The following is a 15,685-nucleotide window of genomic DNA, read 5'->3' as shown; positions in this document are numbered from 1 at the left end:
ATCATGTCACAGCTCGTCCTGTTGCTCGCCGCCGTCACCGCCGCCACGCTCGTCCCGTCCGCCTCCCAGGCCCAACAGCGGACGTGGTTCGGGTGCGGCGATCAGATCGTCTACGAGAGCGGCGTGGCGCTCGGGCAGTCGCGGATCGTCGAGGCCGGGGCCGGCCACACGGTGTGGAGGACGGCGTGCCAGGCCGACGGCCGACGGTTCGAGATCCGCCGGACGAAGGCGGGCTGTTCCTGGGTTCCCGACCCGGCGCACGGCGTCGCCCGGCGCGAGGAGCGCGAGGTGTACCGCGACGCCGCCGGCGAGGAGATCGAGGTGAAGCCCTGTTCGCTGCGCGACGGCGCCGAAACGGTGCCGCTGCGCCTCACAGTCTCCGGCTGCCGGATGCGCAACGACTTCGAGGACGGCGTCACCATGGGGGAGTCGCGGGCGGTCTTCAGCCCTCCGGAGGACGGCGGCGGCGCAGCCCCCCGTCTGGCGCAGGCCTGCGCCGAACGCCGCGACGCGCCGCTGGTCTGGAAGCACCGCGTGGAGACGTGCACCCCGCCGAAGGAGAGTGTCGTGGCCGGCGCTCCGGCGCTGAGCTGGACGCAAGTGACCGTCGAGTCCGATCCGCCGCGGGTCATCCGGTCCTGCCAGCCGCAAGGAGGCGGAACGCTGCGCACCACGACGGAGGGATGTGCGGGGGTGTATGTTCACGATCTGGCAAGCGCCACCTCCTACGGCACCCGCCGCTGGTATCAGGTGACGGTGTCCGGGGAGGCCGGGGAAACCTTCGCTGGTTGGGTCACCCGCTGCGTCCAGAATCCGGACGAGGCCTACCAGCACCTGACCGTCAACACCGGCTGGCGCCATGACGACGCCGCGCGCACCAGCCTGCAGCTGTCGGACACGGTCGTCGACACCCCGACCAACCGGATCGTGCTGGAGACGGGCGTGGCGCGGGAGCGGGCCCGTCCTTACGCGCTTGAGGAGGACCCGGCGCCGCGGGCGGCAGGGGCGCCGGTGACGATCGGCTGCGAGCGGTGGCAGGCGTGGCGCCGCATCGGCCTGGTCACCCGCGGCGACGGTTCGCGGATCGAGATCGACCGCGGGCCGTTGCCGGCCACCCGCGTCGCGGCCTGCGCCCCATGAGCGCCGTCCCGCCGATGAACGCCGCCCTGCGGGCCACGCTGGACCCGCTGGTGCCGTTGATCTACGGTCGCGACGACGTGGTGGAGGTCTCGTTGAACGGCCCCGGCGACCTTTGGGTCGAGATCGCCGGGCGCGGCTACGAGAAGATGGATGGAGCCGGCCTCGATCTCTCCTGGAGCCGCGACCTCTGCGATCAGCTCAAGAACCTGTTCAAGCGGCCCTACGACCCGAACCGCTTCCCTCTGCTGGCTTCACCGCTTCCCGGCGGGCACCGCCTGCAGGCCGTGCTGGGGGCGAACACGCGCAGCGGCATGGTGCTGAGCATCCGCGTTCAGCGCCACAAGAGTTTCGATTTCAGCGACTTCGGTTTGCTGCCGGGCCGGCTGGTGGAGGGCGGGGCCGCCTACCGGGCGGCGCGGTTCGACAGCGGTCATCCGATCGGGACCGTCGAGGATCTGGAGGCGGTGGTGGCGGCCGAACTGCCCGTGCTGGTGTCGGGTGGAACGAACAGCGGCAAGACCAACTTCTTGAAGCGACTGCTGCGGTGCGTCCGCTCCGACCGGCGCGTGGTGACGGTGGAGGATGTGGAGGAGCTGGTGGTGGCGCAGCCGAACCAGGCCGGGCTCCTGGCGGAGGAGTCGCAGACCGGGACCGCCGTCGAGCCGATGCATCTCCTGAAGGCGGTGCTCCGCCTCAACCCCAGTGTGGCGGTGCCCGGCGAACAGCAGCTCGAGAACACGCTGCCGAGCTACCGGCTGCTCAACACCGGCCACAGCGGCTGGATGTCGACCATCCACGCCGACAGCCCGCTGGACGCGCTGGAAGCGTGGCGCACGAACATGACCATGGCTCTGAAGTCGGCCGCCGCCGCCGATGCCGCGCTTCCCGTCCTGGTGCGCAAGATCGCCCGCATCGTGCAGCTCTCGGAGCAGCGCAAAGTGGTCGAGATCGTCCGGCCCGCCGATCTGCCCTGGCAGGAGCTGATTGGAAGAGCCGGAGGAGCGGGATGAACTGCTGTGGAAAGGCTCGATCTGCATTCCACACGGCTTCTTATATCCTGGCGGACGGACAGCTACGCCCGGTTCGCCGCCGAGGCCAGCCTGCCAGTCGAGCAGGTGGTGGCGGCCGCGGCCAGCAAGCTCGCCTCCCGGCATGGGGCTGCCCCGACGCGCCGGGACGGCGGACCGAATGAACCGACCTGCGGTTAATCTTCTACGGGCTCGTCGAGATTGAAGAACCGACGTGCGAACTGGTCGAACTGGGGAACGGTGAAGTCGATGAAGGCATGCTGTGGGGCGTACACGAACCCCTTGCGGATCAGGGTCGCACGCGCCGGGCCGATCTGTTCCACCTTCTTATGCATGTGGGCGGCCACATCGGCGATGCGGTAGGGGCCGCTGCCGATCTCGGCCATGGCGGCGAGGAACCTCTTCTCGCCGGTCGTCGCCCGGTCGATACGGACTTTGAAGAAGCTTGCGTCGAGGGCCTTCGTCGCCTCATAGCGTGCGATCTCGGCATCAACCTTGGTGATCGGGTTGGCGAGGGCCTGCTCCCACGCGTGCTTACCGAACTCTTGGATGAAGTAGGGATAGCCTTCCGTGATGTCCAAAATGTGCTCCACGGCGTCCGGAGTGAAGTGGACGTCCCGCTCCCGGGCCGGGCCGACCAGGGCCTCGGTGGCGGCGTCGCGCCGCAGGTTCTCGACAGGCCGAAAGTCGAAAAGCCGCTCCGCGTACGACCGGGCGTCGCCGGAGAGGGCGGCGATCTGCGGCAGCCCAGCGCAGACGAAGACAACGGGCAGGGCCCTCTGCGAGATGCGGTGGCTGGCGGCGATCAGCCCGGCGAGGCCGTCCTCGTCGAGGTACTGCACCTCGTCGATCAGCAATCCGACGGGCGTTCCCGACGACCGGGCGGCCTCTCCGAGCGCCACGAACAGGTCGGTGAGGTCGGACTTCAGGTCCCCGGAGTCGGCTTGCCCGAGCGCGGCATCGATGTCGAGCCTGAACTCCGGCCCGTCGGGGATTCCGATGGTGAAAGCCTTCAGCACCCGTAGGGCGGAAATCCCGAAGTCCTTGGCCCGTTCAAACATATTGGCCCGGAGAAGCAGCTTCCGGACGGCTTTGGCGATCTCGCCGCGGAAGTCGATCCCCTCCGCCAGCTCCATATGCTCGATGCGGTAGCCTTCCTCCTCGGCGATGCGCTCGGCCTCGTTCAGCAGGACGGTCTTCCCAACGCCGCGGAGGCCGTAGAACATGATCGAACGCTGCGGCGCCCCCGCCTTCACCATCTTGTACAGCTTGGTGACTGCATCGATTTCAGCCTGACGGCCCGAGAGGATCAGCGGACGCGTGCCGGCGCCCGGGCGATACGGGTTGCAGTAGGGATCCAATGCGCGACTCCACCTATCCGTCCCGGTAAGAGGCGTCCCTTATAGCGGAAGCGGCGGGAGTGTTCACGCGATTGCGTCCGCCCGGCTGTCATGTCACCCGGCGGACGGAAGTCTCCGGCATCAACGGCCCCGCCGCATCCGCCGAGTGCTCTTGTGGACACCCAAATGAGGTCAGGTCGATGGCCGCCTCCAGGAAGGAGAACACGTTCAGGCCCACCAGCCATCCCCGCTGCCGATCGCAGCCGGTGAGCTCGACGGTGCCGTCCATCGACCACACTCCCTCGTCGCGAGGGGCGCTGCTGTTGTCGTAGACCGGACGGAAATCGTTGGCGTGGATGATCTTGTTGCAGCTCTCGCAAATCCCCAGTTCCCCATCGCCTTCGTGGAAGCTTCCGAACGGGCCCTGCTCGCTGTTGATCTTACGCCTGTGATCAAGGTAGCCGGGCGTTTCTCGGCATTGGTCGTCGAACGTCCTGACGAGGACGGCCAGCTTCAGCAGGCTGCGGGAAAGCCTGGCCTCGGCACTCCTGTGGTGCAACGCAGCGAGGTTTGGGAACTCCCACGGGGGTTCCTTGTGGTCATCGACCCACAGTGCCAACATGGAGTTGCTGGCCAACACGACGTGCAGGCATTCGAGGCAAAGGTTACGGATTTCGTCACGGTCAACGACGTGCGATTTGTCGAGTTCGTGCCAGTAGGGGTTCTTGGTGGGATGCCTCGGCTCGTCCATCGCTCGTCTCTGTCTGCGGGTAAACGCCGGCATCATGCAGCCAGAGCAGACCCGCTTGCAAAGAAGGCGAAATCGTAGCCCTTTGCCGCTGGTGGCGCGACGAGCCCCCGATGCGTCTGGCGATGACGGGCGGGCGACGCATGGTATAGTTCACGCTTGGCGGTGGCGCGGAGCGGAGGGAGGCGTGAAGGTACGCAATTTTATGGAGCCAGGTGGCAAGGTCTTCTTGAAGTCGGAGTGGGGTCAGATCGGCGACGACTGGCCATGCGTGAGCTTCACGAAGAAGTCCGTGGGCGCGCGGCTAACCGCCGATTTCAAGCCTGGGCGCGACGTGCTGGTCTACGTCGGCACCACCAACGCCGAGATGACCGAGGATCCGGCGCACCGGGGGCGGCTCATCTCCGCTGTGGTGATCGAACCCAATCAGGTGATCAGCACCGGCAACATCGTACCTCCCGAGGTCTGGAGGAGGAAACTCGCCCGGTGGGGTAACCGCTGGCCTTTCTCCATGGCTGTGCTGCGCGCCGCCAACCTCTTAGGCCCGCCGTATCCCGACGCCCACGACGTGATTCCCTCCGCCTACAGGTCCTTCGCCCTCCTCCGGAACCGTGGCGGCGTCGTGCTGGCCGAGGGGGCGGAGCGCGAACAGGTCATGGATCTGGACATCGCCGAAGTGACGCTGCGGTTGCGTGGCGACGTGACACGCTACGTCGAGGACCGCAAGGACGCCCTGACAACGGCGCTGGACGACAGCGTAAAGGGCGAGATCGGCCGCATGGCTCAGCGCATTATCGAGCGCGTCCAGTGCGGTGGCGAGCGCAACGTCCGCATCAACCCGCAGCGGTTCGCGCCGAACATCTCCGACCTCGTTCCGATGTTGACCCGCAAGTGGCAGGCCCAGGAGGGACGCTGCGCGCTGTGCGACGGCCTGCTGGTGACCAGGAGCACCAACCGCATGCTTCAGCCGTCCGCCGACCGCAAGGACAGCGGTGACGGCGCCTACTCGGAAGACAACGTCCAAATCACCCATCTCGCCTGCAATCTCGGCAAGAACGAGTACGGGCTGCCTGACTTCCTCGAATGGCTCAACGTGGTGCGCGGCATGGAAGATTGAGCCGGCCCTACGACTGTGCCCAGGCCGGGTGTATCGCCGTACACGCCCTCCAGCTCGCTGGCATCCTCCCGACGCCCATCACCACCAGTGTACCGACCGGCGCGTAGATCAGGAGTACAGAGCCCCGATCCTTACTTGCCGCGGCGTGCCGCTGCCTCGAACGCCACATCCGCAATCAGCCCCATCGTCAAGGATGACAGGGCCGATTTGATGGTCGGCCAGTGATTCATGCCCGCCGCGTCTGCCGTCGCGGCAGTGCGCGTCTGGAGGACCAGACGGCGGACGCCATGCGCGACGTCCTCAACCCGCAACGGCGTCAGCTCGTTGAGCAGCGGCGCCGGCACCTTTCCCTTCAGCGCGTGCAGGGCGGCGGCCCACAAGGCGTTCACATCGTCCGCATCGGGGAGCGGCCCCGGCTCGATCGTTGCCGGGATGGCCAGACGTTCGACGGTTCCACTTCGGCGGGCGCGCCGACCGGCGCTGTGCCGCTCACGCTCCAGGAAGGTTTCCACCACCTCCTCTTCGTCCTTGGCGGCAAAGTCCAACGTCACGGCTTCGATTTTTCGCCCGCGCCGTTTGATCTTGTCCTCGGGCATGCTGACCCGGAAGGGAGCGAGATGGTTGACCTCCGCGATGGCGCGGTCAATGGTGCGTGTACGCAGAATGCCGAAATCTTTGTAGGCGCCGTCCGGTACGTTCAGAAGTTTGCGCAGAGTGTCGATGTCCAACTCCAGCGACGGATAGTCCATCTGGTAACGCTGCATTCCGATTTCGTAGAGCTTCAGCGCATAGGTGCTGGTCACCTTGACCATCGCCGGACCGGACAACTTGGCCCACAGTTGCGAGGTGCGCTGAATCTCCAAGAAGGCGTCGGTGAATTGAAAATGGATGTCAGCGGCGTCGGTGTCGTCCTCCTCTTCCGGACGGACGTAGCTGCTCAGTATCCGCAACTCCGCACGGGATCGGCGCCCACGAAATGGACCGATGACAACAAGACTTGAGTCGAAAATTTCCTTCAACGCATCGAAGATTCGCTCATTGCCCTTGTGGTTGCCACGGACCACCCGTTTGGGCAGTCGGTACAGTCTGTTTGCGAAATTCTGGCTTCCTGCCAGATGAATCATGAAGTTCAGCATCTTCTGCGCCGGCAGCGACAATCGCGCGCCGTTTGCGGGATAGCTGTAAACGGCTTCCGCCGCTTTGATCAGATGCTTGTAGCCATCGCGCTCGAAGGTGGCGCTTGCGACACGCGCCGTCAGTCCCACCTCGGTCGGAACAGACGCTTCGCCCAAAACGGCAAGAGCGGACTGTGCGGAGCCGGGCCCAGGCTCGGGGATTGCATCGATGATCGTTTTGCCGTCAAGGCTGCCAGGTTCGACGATCAACATGGACGGACCGCTGGACTCCGTCCGAGGAGCTTCCGGCGTGTGCAGGTCCTTGGTGCGTCGCGCTTTCGGCATGCCCGTCCTTCCTGTCGGTCGGGCAATGGTAGGTCAATCCTTACGTCGATAACAAGTAAGGAAAGGATTTCCGGAGCAAGAATTCGCCATCCTTACGTCTTGGGGGTATTCCCTTACGCCCCGGGGGGTGTGGCAACCGCCCCCGCCAAGTAAGCGTTGTGCCCCCGATCCGTAAGGATCACGGCGCGCGACTCGCCGGAATCCGTGGGGTTTCAGGGTTATGAATCTCTTTTGAATCCGAACAGAGCAAAAATGACTTTCGTCGAGACGGGATGTGGGAGGTGCTCCGACATCATCCGGAGGCTCTGATCGGCACACAGGGCTTACCGACGGCGACTCAGCCCCAGATCCTTACCAACTGGGGGACCATGGCCTGCCGTGTTTCTCTGGCCGGATGGCTCTACCCTTACGTCTTGGGGGCAGCATGACAAAGCAACGCCCCCAAGACGTAAGGATGGCGCTTTAAGCGCCTCGTCGGAAGCCCGATTCCTAACAGGTCAATGCGCGCCGCGCATCCCCTCGCCCCCAAGCGGTAAGGATTGCATCGACATGGCTGAGCCTTTGTCCCCCGAGCGGTAAGGATTAGGATGGCCCCCAAGCGGTAAGGATCAGAGCGCCTCCCAGCGGAAGCTGCTTTGAGAAACCAGCCCATTGCTTGTTCTGTTTCTGTTCCCATTGTAGCCTTGCGAACCCAGGTCGAGCGCGGGGACGGAGGAGCAGGATGGGTTTGATACCGTTTCCGACCATGCGGATTCGCGACACGTTGCGGATCACGGCCTCTGTCGACCTTTTCTGCCTATCCTGCGACTGGAGCGGGCCGCTGGACGTCGTCGCGCTCATGTGCCGATACGGCCCGAACTGTTCCGTCATGCGGGCCATGGCGGAAAGCGCCTGTCCGCTGCATGGCGCTGAGAGCATCCGCTACCGGACCATCGGAGCGCCTCCTGCGCCTTATTACCACCTTCACCTCGGTGCCGTTGGCGAACCGGCATGCACCGTCGTCGCCCACTGCCGGGCTTGTCACCGGCAGCGTGCGATCGACGTCGTGGAATTGTGCCGGCGCGGGCTTGCCGGGCCGGACGATCCGCTGACCACCCTGCCAGACCGCATGCGTTGTCAAGGTTGCGGTCAGTCGGGATGGGTACAGATCAGGCTCGGTCGGTAGCGGCGGACCAAGCCTCCACAGCCCAAGCCGGCTGAAAGCAGCCACGCGGCCCTGTGATAGGTCCCTGTTGCGCGGACGGTGCCGGTCGCGTTAACTCATTTTCGAAAAGCCGGAGGGGATCACACCGGCTTCTTTCGCACATTATGGGGGCAAGAAATGACGAAGGCCGACCTCATCGACGCGATCGCCGGCAAGCTGGGCGGCACGAAGGCCGACGCCGGCAAGGCGCTGGACGCGGTTCTGGAGAGCCTGCAGGACGCGCTGGTCAAGGGGGAGACGGTCAAGCTGCCGGGCTTCGGCCAGTTCGAGATCGCCGAGCGCGGCGAGCGTACGGGCCGCAACCCGCAGACCGGTGCGGAGATCAAGATCGCCGCTTCCAAGGCACCGAAGTTCTCCGCCGGCAAAGCCCTCAAGGACGCCGTCAACGCCGAAGCCGTCTGATCCTGGGACGCTCCTTGGACGCCGGGTGCGCTGTCGGTGCTATACCAGCCCACCCCACCCGGCGCACGGACTGGGTTGGCCACATCGACGGAACGGCCAGTTGTGGCGGCGAGGCGTTCCCGTCCGCGATCTGACCGCGACGCTGGGCCGCCGGCTTGGTGAGGCATCGCGAGACGGGGCATGCGTTGTGGCATGGCTCGCCTCGTGAGCAGTGTTGCTGACGCGCTGTCCGACGGCGGGGTTCGGATGGTGCGTAGGTCGGATGGCTGACAGCGTATGGATGGAGGACCGATCGCGTGGCGACCGCAATCTCCGGAAGTGTCCACCGAAGAGGTACCGTAAATGTACTTTCTTTCCAGGCCAGTCACCAAACGTAGCAATCGACGCCCGAAGCGAATTGGGCCAGCATTCCGATAAGACGCCGCTTGGAGCGGGTCAAGATTTTAAGCCGCTCATTTTGCCCCCAACGTGCAAGAAAGGGGTGCGTTATGGCACGGTCGGTCAGATCAGGAAATCGGAATAAGAAAACTAAGGGCGATATCAAATCGCCGTTATCTCCAGGGCGTCCTCACTTAGAGCCTATGCAGCCCCGCGATGCGTCTGATGCCCTTGGTGCCGAAGCGTTAGCACCGGCACAGCCCGACGCAATTCCTTCCGATGCAGTGGCTGAGGCCGCGTCGCACCGCCCAAACCGGACAATCAAGATCGGCAATCGTGAGTTCAGCGCAAAACCCCAGGAACTTGCCGGTCGTACGCTTGATGCGCTGCCAGACTTGCCTGACATCCGCGACCGCATTTACCAGCCGCATCTCGCAGCCCTCCAGGCCAGCATCTATCCGTCGCTTGCCTTCTCAGTGCGCGATCAAGGCGCGTCGTCGAGTTGCACGGGCTACGCGCTCGCCCATGTGATTGACTGCTTGATCGCGCGAGCGGTGATTGCTGAGAGGCCCAAGCGCGTGAGCGCTCGCATGCTCTACGAGATGGCCAAGCGCAATGACGAGTGGACTGGAACGGCCTACGAGGGGTCGAGCGTTCGCGGCGCGCTTAGCGGCTTCTACCGCAACGGCGTTTGCAGCGAGCGCCTTGCACCGGACGCTGCCCAGGAGGACAGCGAGTGGGCCCTAACCTACGAGATGGCCAAGGAAGCCCGCGAAATCCGTCTCGGCGCCTATTATCGCGTACAACCCGACCTGTCAGATTACCATGCCGCCCTCAATGAGATTGGTGTTGTCTACGTCTCGGCGCAGATCCACGGGAATTGGAGTTCGCCTCTCGACGGTCGCATCAAGCCTGGTGGCGAACCCGCGGGTGGGCATGCTTTTGCTATTGTCGGATACGATGACAAAGGCTTTTGGGTTCTGAACTCTTGGGGTCCGCAATGGGGTAAGAACGGCATCGCGCATTGGCGCTACGAGGACTGGGCCGCAAATGTCATGGACGCTTGGGTTCTGCAGCTCGGCGTGCGCGCGCCATCCGCGTTCAGTGCCGTTCCGCGCTCCGTGCCGGCCGGGATAATCACGCCCAAAATCTCAACCGCGCCAAACCGCGGTGACATCGTCGGGCATTTCATCAACATCGATGATGGCCGCTACGTCACTGGGGGCCGTTATGCGTCGCCATCACCCCTTGAGATGAATGAGACGGTGCAGCGGCTGAGCAAGCCCGATGCCAACAGCGGTCGCGGCTACGATCATCTTATACTCTATGCGCACGGTGGCCTCAACACACTCGACGACGAGGCCAACCGGATCGCCACATGGAAGCGGCACGAGATCTTCGGCCGCAATAGGATTTACAACTTCCATCTCATGTGGGGTTCCGGCTTCATCGATGAGGCGTTCGGCCCCTTGTCCCACACAGAGACTGGACGCGTCGCGGGGATAATCGGCGATCTCATTTTCGAGACCGGCATCGGCAAAGCGTTTGGCAGTGCCGCGTGGCGAAACATGAAACAAGACGCAGCCGCCGCCTTTTCGAAGAGCGTCGAGTATGACGGGGGCGTGGTCGGTCTATCGCCGTTGCTCCGCGGCCTCGACAACGCCGATCATAAACCGCTGCTTCACCTTGTTGGGCACAGTGCCGGGGCCATCGTGCTTGGCCGCTTTCTCGAAGCCCTCGGGCGTTTTGAGCTGCAGAACCTCGAACTCGGCAGTGTGCATCTCATGGCGCCTGCCTGTACAGTTGAGTTCTTTAACGCCACCTACGGCTCGTACCTGCGTGGCAGTGGAGCGTTGAGGCTGAAGGACAAGATTTATCTCTACAACCTAAGCAACGATCTCGAACTCAACGACAGAGTTGGAGTGGCAGGTATGCCTGGATACGGCCGCTCACTGCTTTACCTCGTCTCTCGGGCCTATGAGGAAAAAGCAAACACCCCGCTGGCAGGCATGGCCATTTACGACACTGGCCTTCCATCGTCGAATAAACTCGTGAAAGCCTACTCACGAAGCGCAGAGACGACCTCCACAAGTCATGGCGGGTTTGACAACGATGCGGCCACCCTCACCACGATCATGTCGCGCATCCTTGGCGGACCGGTCGATTTCCCCCCGACCAACAATGAACTGATCGGATACTAAAGCGGATTTCGGCTCAGTTTAGATTCGGGTAGCCGCATAGCTTAAACCACGCTTTGGCGTCGATGGCGGTGATTGCCTTAAGAGCTGGGCCGAGTTCTTCGTTGAAGGCGTCGACGGTGCGGGCTTCCATGGTGCGCAGGATTTCTTTGAGCTTGGCCCAGCCCGGCTCGATGAGCGAGAGGTCGGGCGAGTAGCGCGGGAGGAGGCGGACACGGATCCTCGCGCTCTCGAAGGCGGCGAGGATATCGGCGCGCTTGTGAGCGGAGAGGTTGTCCATCACGACCACGGCGCCGGGCTTGTCGCGCCGGAGCAGGGGCAAGAGCACCTGCTCGACAAAGGCGAGAAACACGGCCGAAGAGGTGGACGCCTCGATGCTCATGGCAGCCAGCATGCCTTCGGAGCTCGACGCCCCGAGCACCGTGACGCGGTGCCACGACCCGCAGGGCATGGAGCCGAGAGCCCGTTGTCCGCGCGGCGCCCCATCGCCCGGCTGATGCTAGGACACGGCAGGGAACTACGTATTCAGGTTGTCGGTTGGAGGATTGCCCAGGCACCGCATCCCTTGTGAGCGGAGCGACCAATGTTCTCTTCCGCCGTCCACTCGTGTACGTGCCCGCGCTGCCGGGCCGATGAGCCGCACCCGATCAGGTGTTGCACCAGCAGATCAACCTGCTTAGAGCGCAGATCAAAACCCTGTCTCTACGGACTTAAGCCGTTGATCTTGCTCGGACTGATACAGGTTTTGATCGACACTCTTATCAGCCGGCTTGATGAGCAGCAGCGCCGCTGGTTCGTGGCCGTTGAGGCGCGGCGTGTTGGCTGGGGCGGTGTCAGTGCCGATTGGATACTGGTCCATCCGCATTCCCGACACTGCTGGCGAAATGCCTTGGGGATTTGCGATGGTGCAGCGCTGGTCGGGTTGAAGAGGGCTTGACCTCTCCGAAAGGACGCCAGCCATGTCCCTTCGCCCTAGCTTGGCCACTGCCGTGCCCGAGGAAACGGCCAAGGTTGCCCGGGCGGCGTTTCCCAGAGGGGCCAAAAGCTCGGGTTGGACAGCGAGCACCGAGTTCGGCTGGGAAACGGTGAAAGTGAAGTTCTCCCAGGCTGACTGCAAACCGTGTCCGAACCGCACGGACTGTGCCGGTCCGACGGCGTCCCGCCGGGTGATGACGCTGCGCGACCGACGGGAATTCGAAGCGCTTCAGGTCGCCCGCAAGCGCGAACGGACGCCGGAGTTCCGGGCCGTGCACGCGCTGCGGGCCGGGGTGGAGGCGACCCTGTCCCAGGGGGTGCGCAGCTTCGGCCTGCGCCGGGCTCGGTACGTCGGCCTCGCGAAGACCCATCTCCAGCACGTCGCCATCGCCGCCGCCATGAACCTGGTCAGGATCGGCGACTGGCTGGCCGGCGTCCCGATCGCGCCAACCCGGCGCTCGCACTTCGGCCAACTCGTCGGGCTCGCAGGCGCCACCTGATTTCGCCAGCAGTGTCGGGAATGCGGATGGACCAACTTCATTCGGCCTTTACACTGGCCGACGCCGGCGGCTCGAACAGCTGCCGCTCGCGCGTCTGGAAAGCGCAACTCCAGGAACAGCTCTGCGATCCCTGTGGGTTGGCGGTCACGGTGTGCCACTACCCCACTGGCTGCTCAAAGTGGAATCCCATCGAGCATCGGCTCTTCAGCGCGATCAGCGTGAATTGGGCCGGCGTGCCCTTGCGCACCTTCGACACGGTGGTGCGCTACATCGGCGGCACCGTCACCGCCGCGGGGCTGCGCGTCACCGCTCTCCTCAAGCGCGGTGGCAACGAAACCGGCGAGCGCGTTTCCGATGCCGAGATGCGTCGTCTCCGCTTGGCTCCGCACACCGTCTGCCCAGCGTGGAACTACACCCTATCCCCACGAACCAACTGGGAGGAGTGAGCACCTTGTTCCCTGCCGTGTCCTAGCTGTCAGGATCGGCAACTGGTTGGCTGGCGTCCCGTCTGCGCCATCCCGACGGTCGCCCTGCGGCCAACTCGTTAGGTTTGCAGGTGCCACCAGATCTCGCCAGCAGTGTCGAGAGCGCGAAAGGACCAATTCGCCAAGCCGCCCGACATACCATCGTAGAAGTCGCACTCCAGCACCTCAGGATCGAAGCGTTGTAACCGCCCATGAGCGCGATTATGAGGCGTATATCTAACGCCTATTATGCGATACCCCAAATAATCAGGTACAAAAACAAAATCATCCCCTTTACAATCTCGCCAAACTTTGCGCGAGATATATAATAAATGAGGTCCTTATGGCTTTCAGGATATATGTTTTATCTATTCTTGCCATATTGCTCACGGCGTGCGACCCGGCGCGCGACAACAGCTTTCGTGTCGGCGGAGCCGGCCTTGATCTCCACACCAGCCAAACCGATGAGACCACGGCGAATCTCACCAATTATTTTCAGAATCTTTGCGCCCAGACCGGGTTTGACAACGAGAAATGCGCACCCGAGCCGACCGCATTGGACGACGCGCGGTGGTCGCTTCTTGTGGAGACCGGCTACAACGATATCGACGCGCGCTGTGACCAGTACCTGCGGTGGATCGACGAAAAGCGCACCGAACGCATGCTAGTGCACTGACTCATTCAGAAGGTGCAGGGAGCCGGGCGATCTTGGCGAGGATGGTGTCGGCGGGCTTGATCCAGACGAAGGGTTTGGATGCCTTGTTGTGCTCGCGGATGTAGCGGGCGATGGCGTCCTGGAGGTCGGCCACGGACTTGAAGACGCCGCGCCGAATGCGTCTGCGGGTGATGATCGAGAAGAAGCCCTCGACGGCATTGATCCAGGAGGCCGAGGTAGGCGTGAAGTGGAAGACCCAGCGCGGGTGATCAGCCAGCCATTCCAGGACCTTGGGATGCTTGTGGGTGGCGTAATTATCGACGATGGCATGGATCACCTTGCCCGCCGGGACGGCGCGCTCCACAGCGTTCAGGAACTTGATGAACTCCTTGTGGGTGTGCTTGGGCAGGCAGCGCCCGACCACCGTGCCGTCCAGCGTGTTCAGCGCGGCGAACAGCGTGGTGGTGCCGTTGCGCTTGTAGTCGTGCGTCATCGTCCCGCACTTGCCGGGCTTCAGCGGCAGGCCGGGCTGGGTGCGGTCGAGCGCCTGGATCTGGCTCTTCTCGTCGATGGACAGCACCACTGCGTGGCACGGCGGGTCCATGTAGAGCCCGACGATGTCCTCGACCTTGGCGGCAAAGGCCGGGTCGTTGGAGCGCTTGAAGGTGCGGATGCGATGGGGCTGAAGGCGATTGGCCTCCCAGATGCGCTGCACGGCGCGCAGGCTGATGCCGACCGCCTTGGCCACCGCCCGGCCGGTCCAATGCGTCACCGCGCCGGGTGGTTCCGAGCAGGTCAGCGCCAGCACCTTGGCTACCGTAGCGGTGGGCAGCGGCGCCCGCCCAGGTTTACGCGTCTTGTCGCGCAGCAGCCCGTCCACGCCCTGTTCGGCGTAGCGCACCTGCCAGCGCCAGACCGCCGGGCGGCTGACACCGGCGCGGCGCGCCACCTCCTGCACCGGTAGCCGCTCGGCCGAGAGCACGATGATGGTCGCCCGCTGCACATGCTTCTGAGGGCGGTTCCGGTCGCCGAGGATCGCGGCCAAGCGCGCGCGGTCCTCCGCTCCAACGATGATGCTGACGGTCTGGGCCATGCCGACAGAATCGCACGTCGGCCGGCCGCTGTGAATCCTATGTCTGCGTCAGTGCACTAGTCGAAGGAACCGGCACGGCGCTCGGGACGCTGCTCGCTGGCGTACTTGGCATTGCCGAGGTCGGCACGTCCACCATCGCCTACACCGCACTCGCACTGGGATTCACGCGCACGGCTTACGACAACTATAACAACAGCATACTGCTCGGCCTCGAAGGGTCGACCATCAAGGAAATCGTCAACCGTCAGCGCGCGGCGCACCGCAAGGAATTTGCCAACCGGAAGTACCAGACGCGCCCGCAAGCGGTGTTCGCACTTCGCCGATACCTGATGTTCTGCACGCCGCAGACCATCCTCACGGATGTCAACACGTTCTCGCGTGAGGCGGCGAGCGGCAACACCGCCGGAATTGAAAGCAAAGCCAGGGCCGCCGCGCAGATCATCCCCACCGCCAACAGCCCTGCCGTGCCGCCTACGCGCAACGTCCCCATTTTCACAACGAAGGACAACGTCGCTCTGATCTTTGACGGTCCCGGGTTCACGAACAAAGACGTGGTGACGGTTCAGTCAGGCTCGTGCCTTGCCGCCGATGGCATCGTCGGGAATGAGACGAAGGCGGCAGTACGCATCATTGAGGACACCTTCGGATCGCAGATGGGTCAGAACGGCAAGATCAACGACCAAGAATGGAGTCTGGTCGAGCAAGCTCTTCAAGCCAACTGTCCGAGCAAATTAATGAACTTCTATGAGGACCTCACTTACGGAAGAGGCCACAATCCCGGATACGGCGGCGACCTAGTGGAGCAGCTCATAAAAAAGAACAAGTTCCCACCCAATCTTAGCGGCAAGGACCTTCGCAGCAAGGAGGTGCGCGACGAAGTCGCTAAACTCCGCAGCAGCGAGCGGATAAACGAGTCCTATCCCGGCTACGACGTGCGCAACCAGGTGACCCCAAAATTTGTGCACCATTTCGGTTTGTGAGCC

Annotated in this window: 14 protein-coding genes and 1 pseudogene; 9 read left to right on the top strand and 6 right to left on the bottom strand. The window is 63.7% G+C overall.

Annotated elements, in window-relative coordinates; translation table 11 throughout:
- Positions 1 to 3: 3 nt before the first annotated feature.
- Together Sp245p_RS30865 and Sp245p_RS30860 are read left to right on the top strand one after the other, a co-directional pair.
- Positions 4 to 1,140 carry a hypothetical protein gene (locus tag Sp245p_RS30865; RefSeq protein ID WP_109139226.1) on the top strand — a complete coding sequence of 379 codons (1,137 nt, stop codon included), beginning with the start codon at positions 4 to 6 and terminating at the stop codon, positions 1,138 to 1,140.
- Positions 1,137 to 2,150 carry an ATPase, T2SS/T4P/T4SS family gene (locus tag Sp245p_RS30860; RefSeq protein ID WP_014242678.1) on the top strand — a complete coding sequence of 338 codons (1,014 nt, stop codon included), beginning with the start codon at positions 1,137 to 1,139 and terminating at the stop codon, positions 2,148 to 2,150. Before Sp245p_RS30865 ends, Sp245p_RS30860 begins: the two co-directional genes overlap by 4 nt.
- A 194-nt stretch (positions 2,151 to 2,344) precedes the next feature.
- On the opposite strand, the gene Sp245p_RS30855 is transcribed toward Sp245p_RS30860, so the two are convergent.
- The gene (locus Sp245p_RS30855; protein WP_014242676.1) at positions 2,345 to 3,529 is read right to left on the bottom strand and encodes an ATP-binding protein; all 1,185 of its coding nucleotides are present in this window, start codon (positions 3,527 to 3,529) and stop codon (positions 2,345 to 2,347) included.
- Between the two features lie 88 nt (positions 3,530 to 3,617).
- Entirely contained in the window at positions 3,618 to 4,259 is a 642-nt protein-coding gene (locus tag Sp245p_RS30850) for a hypothetical protein (RefSeq protein ID WP_014242675.1), read from the bottom strand.
- A 184-nt stretch (positions 4,260 to 4,443) separates the two neighbouring features.
- Between Sp245p_RS30850 and Sp245p_RS30845 the strand changes: the two genes are divergently transcribed.
- Positions 4,444 to 5,373 carry a hypothetical protein gene (locus tag Sp245p_RS30845; protein WP_244439582.1) on the top strand — a complete coding sequence of 310 codons (930 nt, stop codon included), beginning with the start codon at positions 4,444 to 4,446 and terminating at the stop codon, positions 5,371 to 5,373.
- A gap of 131 nt (positions 5,374 to 5,504) precedes the next feature.
- Here Sp245p_RS30845 and Sp245p_RS30840 read toward each other — a convergent pair whose 3' ends face one another.
- Complete coding sequence (locus tag Sp245p_RS30840) at positions 5,505 to 6,761, bottom strand: replication initiation protein (protein WP_244439581.1); 1,257 nt, start codon at positions 6,759 to 6,761, stop codon at positions 5,505 to 5,507.
- 1,315 nt (positions 6,762 to 8,076) lie between these two features.
- Between Sp245p_RS30840 and Sp245p_RS30835 the strand changes: the two genes are divergently transcribed.
- Both Sp245p_RS30835 and Sp245p_RS30830 read left to right on the top strand, forming a co-directional pair.
- Complete coding sequence (locus Sp245p_RS30835; protein WP_282187317.1) at positions 8,077 to 8,439, top strand: HU family DNA-binding protein; 363 nt, start codon at positions 8,077 to 8,079, stop codon at positions 8,437 to 8,439.
- Positions 8,440 to 9,020: 581 nt separating this feature from the next.
- Positions 9,021 to 11,018: a C1 family peptidase gene (locus tag Sp245p_RS30830; protein WP_211101818.1), complete on the top strand. Its 1,998-nt coding sequence runs from the start codon at positions 9,021 to 9,023 to the stop codon at positions 11,016 to 11,018.
- Between the two features lie 13 nt (positions 11,019 to 11,031).
- On the opposite strand, the pseudogene Sp245p_RS30825 reads toward Sp245p_RS30830, so the two are convergent.
- Positions 11,032 to 11,484: pseudogene (locus tag Sp245p_RS30825) on the bottom strand (transposase); the annotation flags it as partial.
- 219 nt (positions 11,485 to 11,703) lie between these two features.
- Positions 11,704 to 11,976 carry a hypothetical protein gene (locus tag Sp245p_RS35260; protein WP_158310481.1) on the bottom strand — a complete coding sequence of 91 codons (273 nt, stop codon included), beginning with the start codon at positions 11,974 to 11,976 and terminating at the stop codon, positions 11,704 to 11,706.
- Between Sp245p_RS35260 and Sp245p_RS30815 the strand changes: the two genes are divergently transcribed.
- The 3 genes from Sp245p_RS30815 to Sp245p_RS30805 all read left to right on the top strand — a co-directional run bounded on the left by Sp245p_RS30815 (position 11,975) and on the right by Sp245p_RS30805 (position 13,630).
- Positions 11,975 to 12,490, top strand: coding sequence for a transposase (locus Sp245p_RS30815; protein ID WP_014242666.1), 516 nt, complete (start codon positions 11,975 to 11,977; stop codon positions 12,488 to 12,490). The two genes, Sp245p_RS35260 and Sp245p_RS30815, sit on opposite strands and share 2 nt — an antisense overlap.
- Before the next feature lie 26 nt (positions 12,491 to 12,516).
- Complete coding sequence (locus Sp245p_RS30810; protein ID WP_041814744.1) at positions 12,517 to 12,936, top strand: ISAzo13-like element transposase-related protein; 420 nt, start codon at positions 12,517 to 12,519, stop codon at positions 12,934 to 12,936.
- A gap of 361 nt (positions 12,937 to 13,297) precedes the next feature.
- Positions 13,298 to 13,630, top strand: coding sequence for a hypothetical protein (locus Sp245p_RS30805; protein WP_246119833.1), 333 nt, complete (start codon positions 13,298 to 13,300; stop codon positions 13,628 to 13,630).
- 1 nt (position 13,631) lies between these two features.
- Here Sp245p_RS30805 and Sp245p_RS30800 read toward each other — a convergent pair whose 3' ends face one another.
- Positions 13,632 to 14,702, bottom strand: coding sequence for an IS630-like element ISAzba6 family transposase (locus Sp245p_RS30800; protein ID WP_014198268.1), 1,071 nt, complete (start codon positions 14,700 to 14,702; stop codon positions 13,632 to 13,634).
- Positions 14,703 to 15,031: 329 nt separating this feature from the next.
- Between Sp245p_RS30800 and Sp245p_RS30795 the strand changes: the two genes are divergently transcribed.
- On the top strand, positions 15,032 to 15,682 hold the full coding sequence (locus Sp245p_RS30795; RefSeq protein WP_246119832.1) for a hypothetical protein: 651 nt from the start codon (positions 15,032 to 15,034) through the stop codon (positions 15,680 to 15,682).
- Positions 15,683 to 15,685 lie beyond the last annotated feature (3 nt).

The organism is Azospirillum baldaniorum, from assembly GCF_003119195.2.
GTDB lineage: Bacteria > Pseudomonadota > Alphaproteobacteria > Azospirillales > Azospirillaceae > Azospirillum > Azospirillum baldaniorum.
Note: the sequence above shows the minus strand (reverse complement) of the source record. Positions and strands in the feature narration are given on the sequence as shown.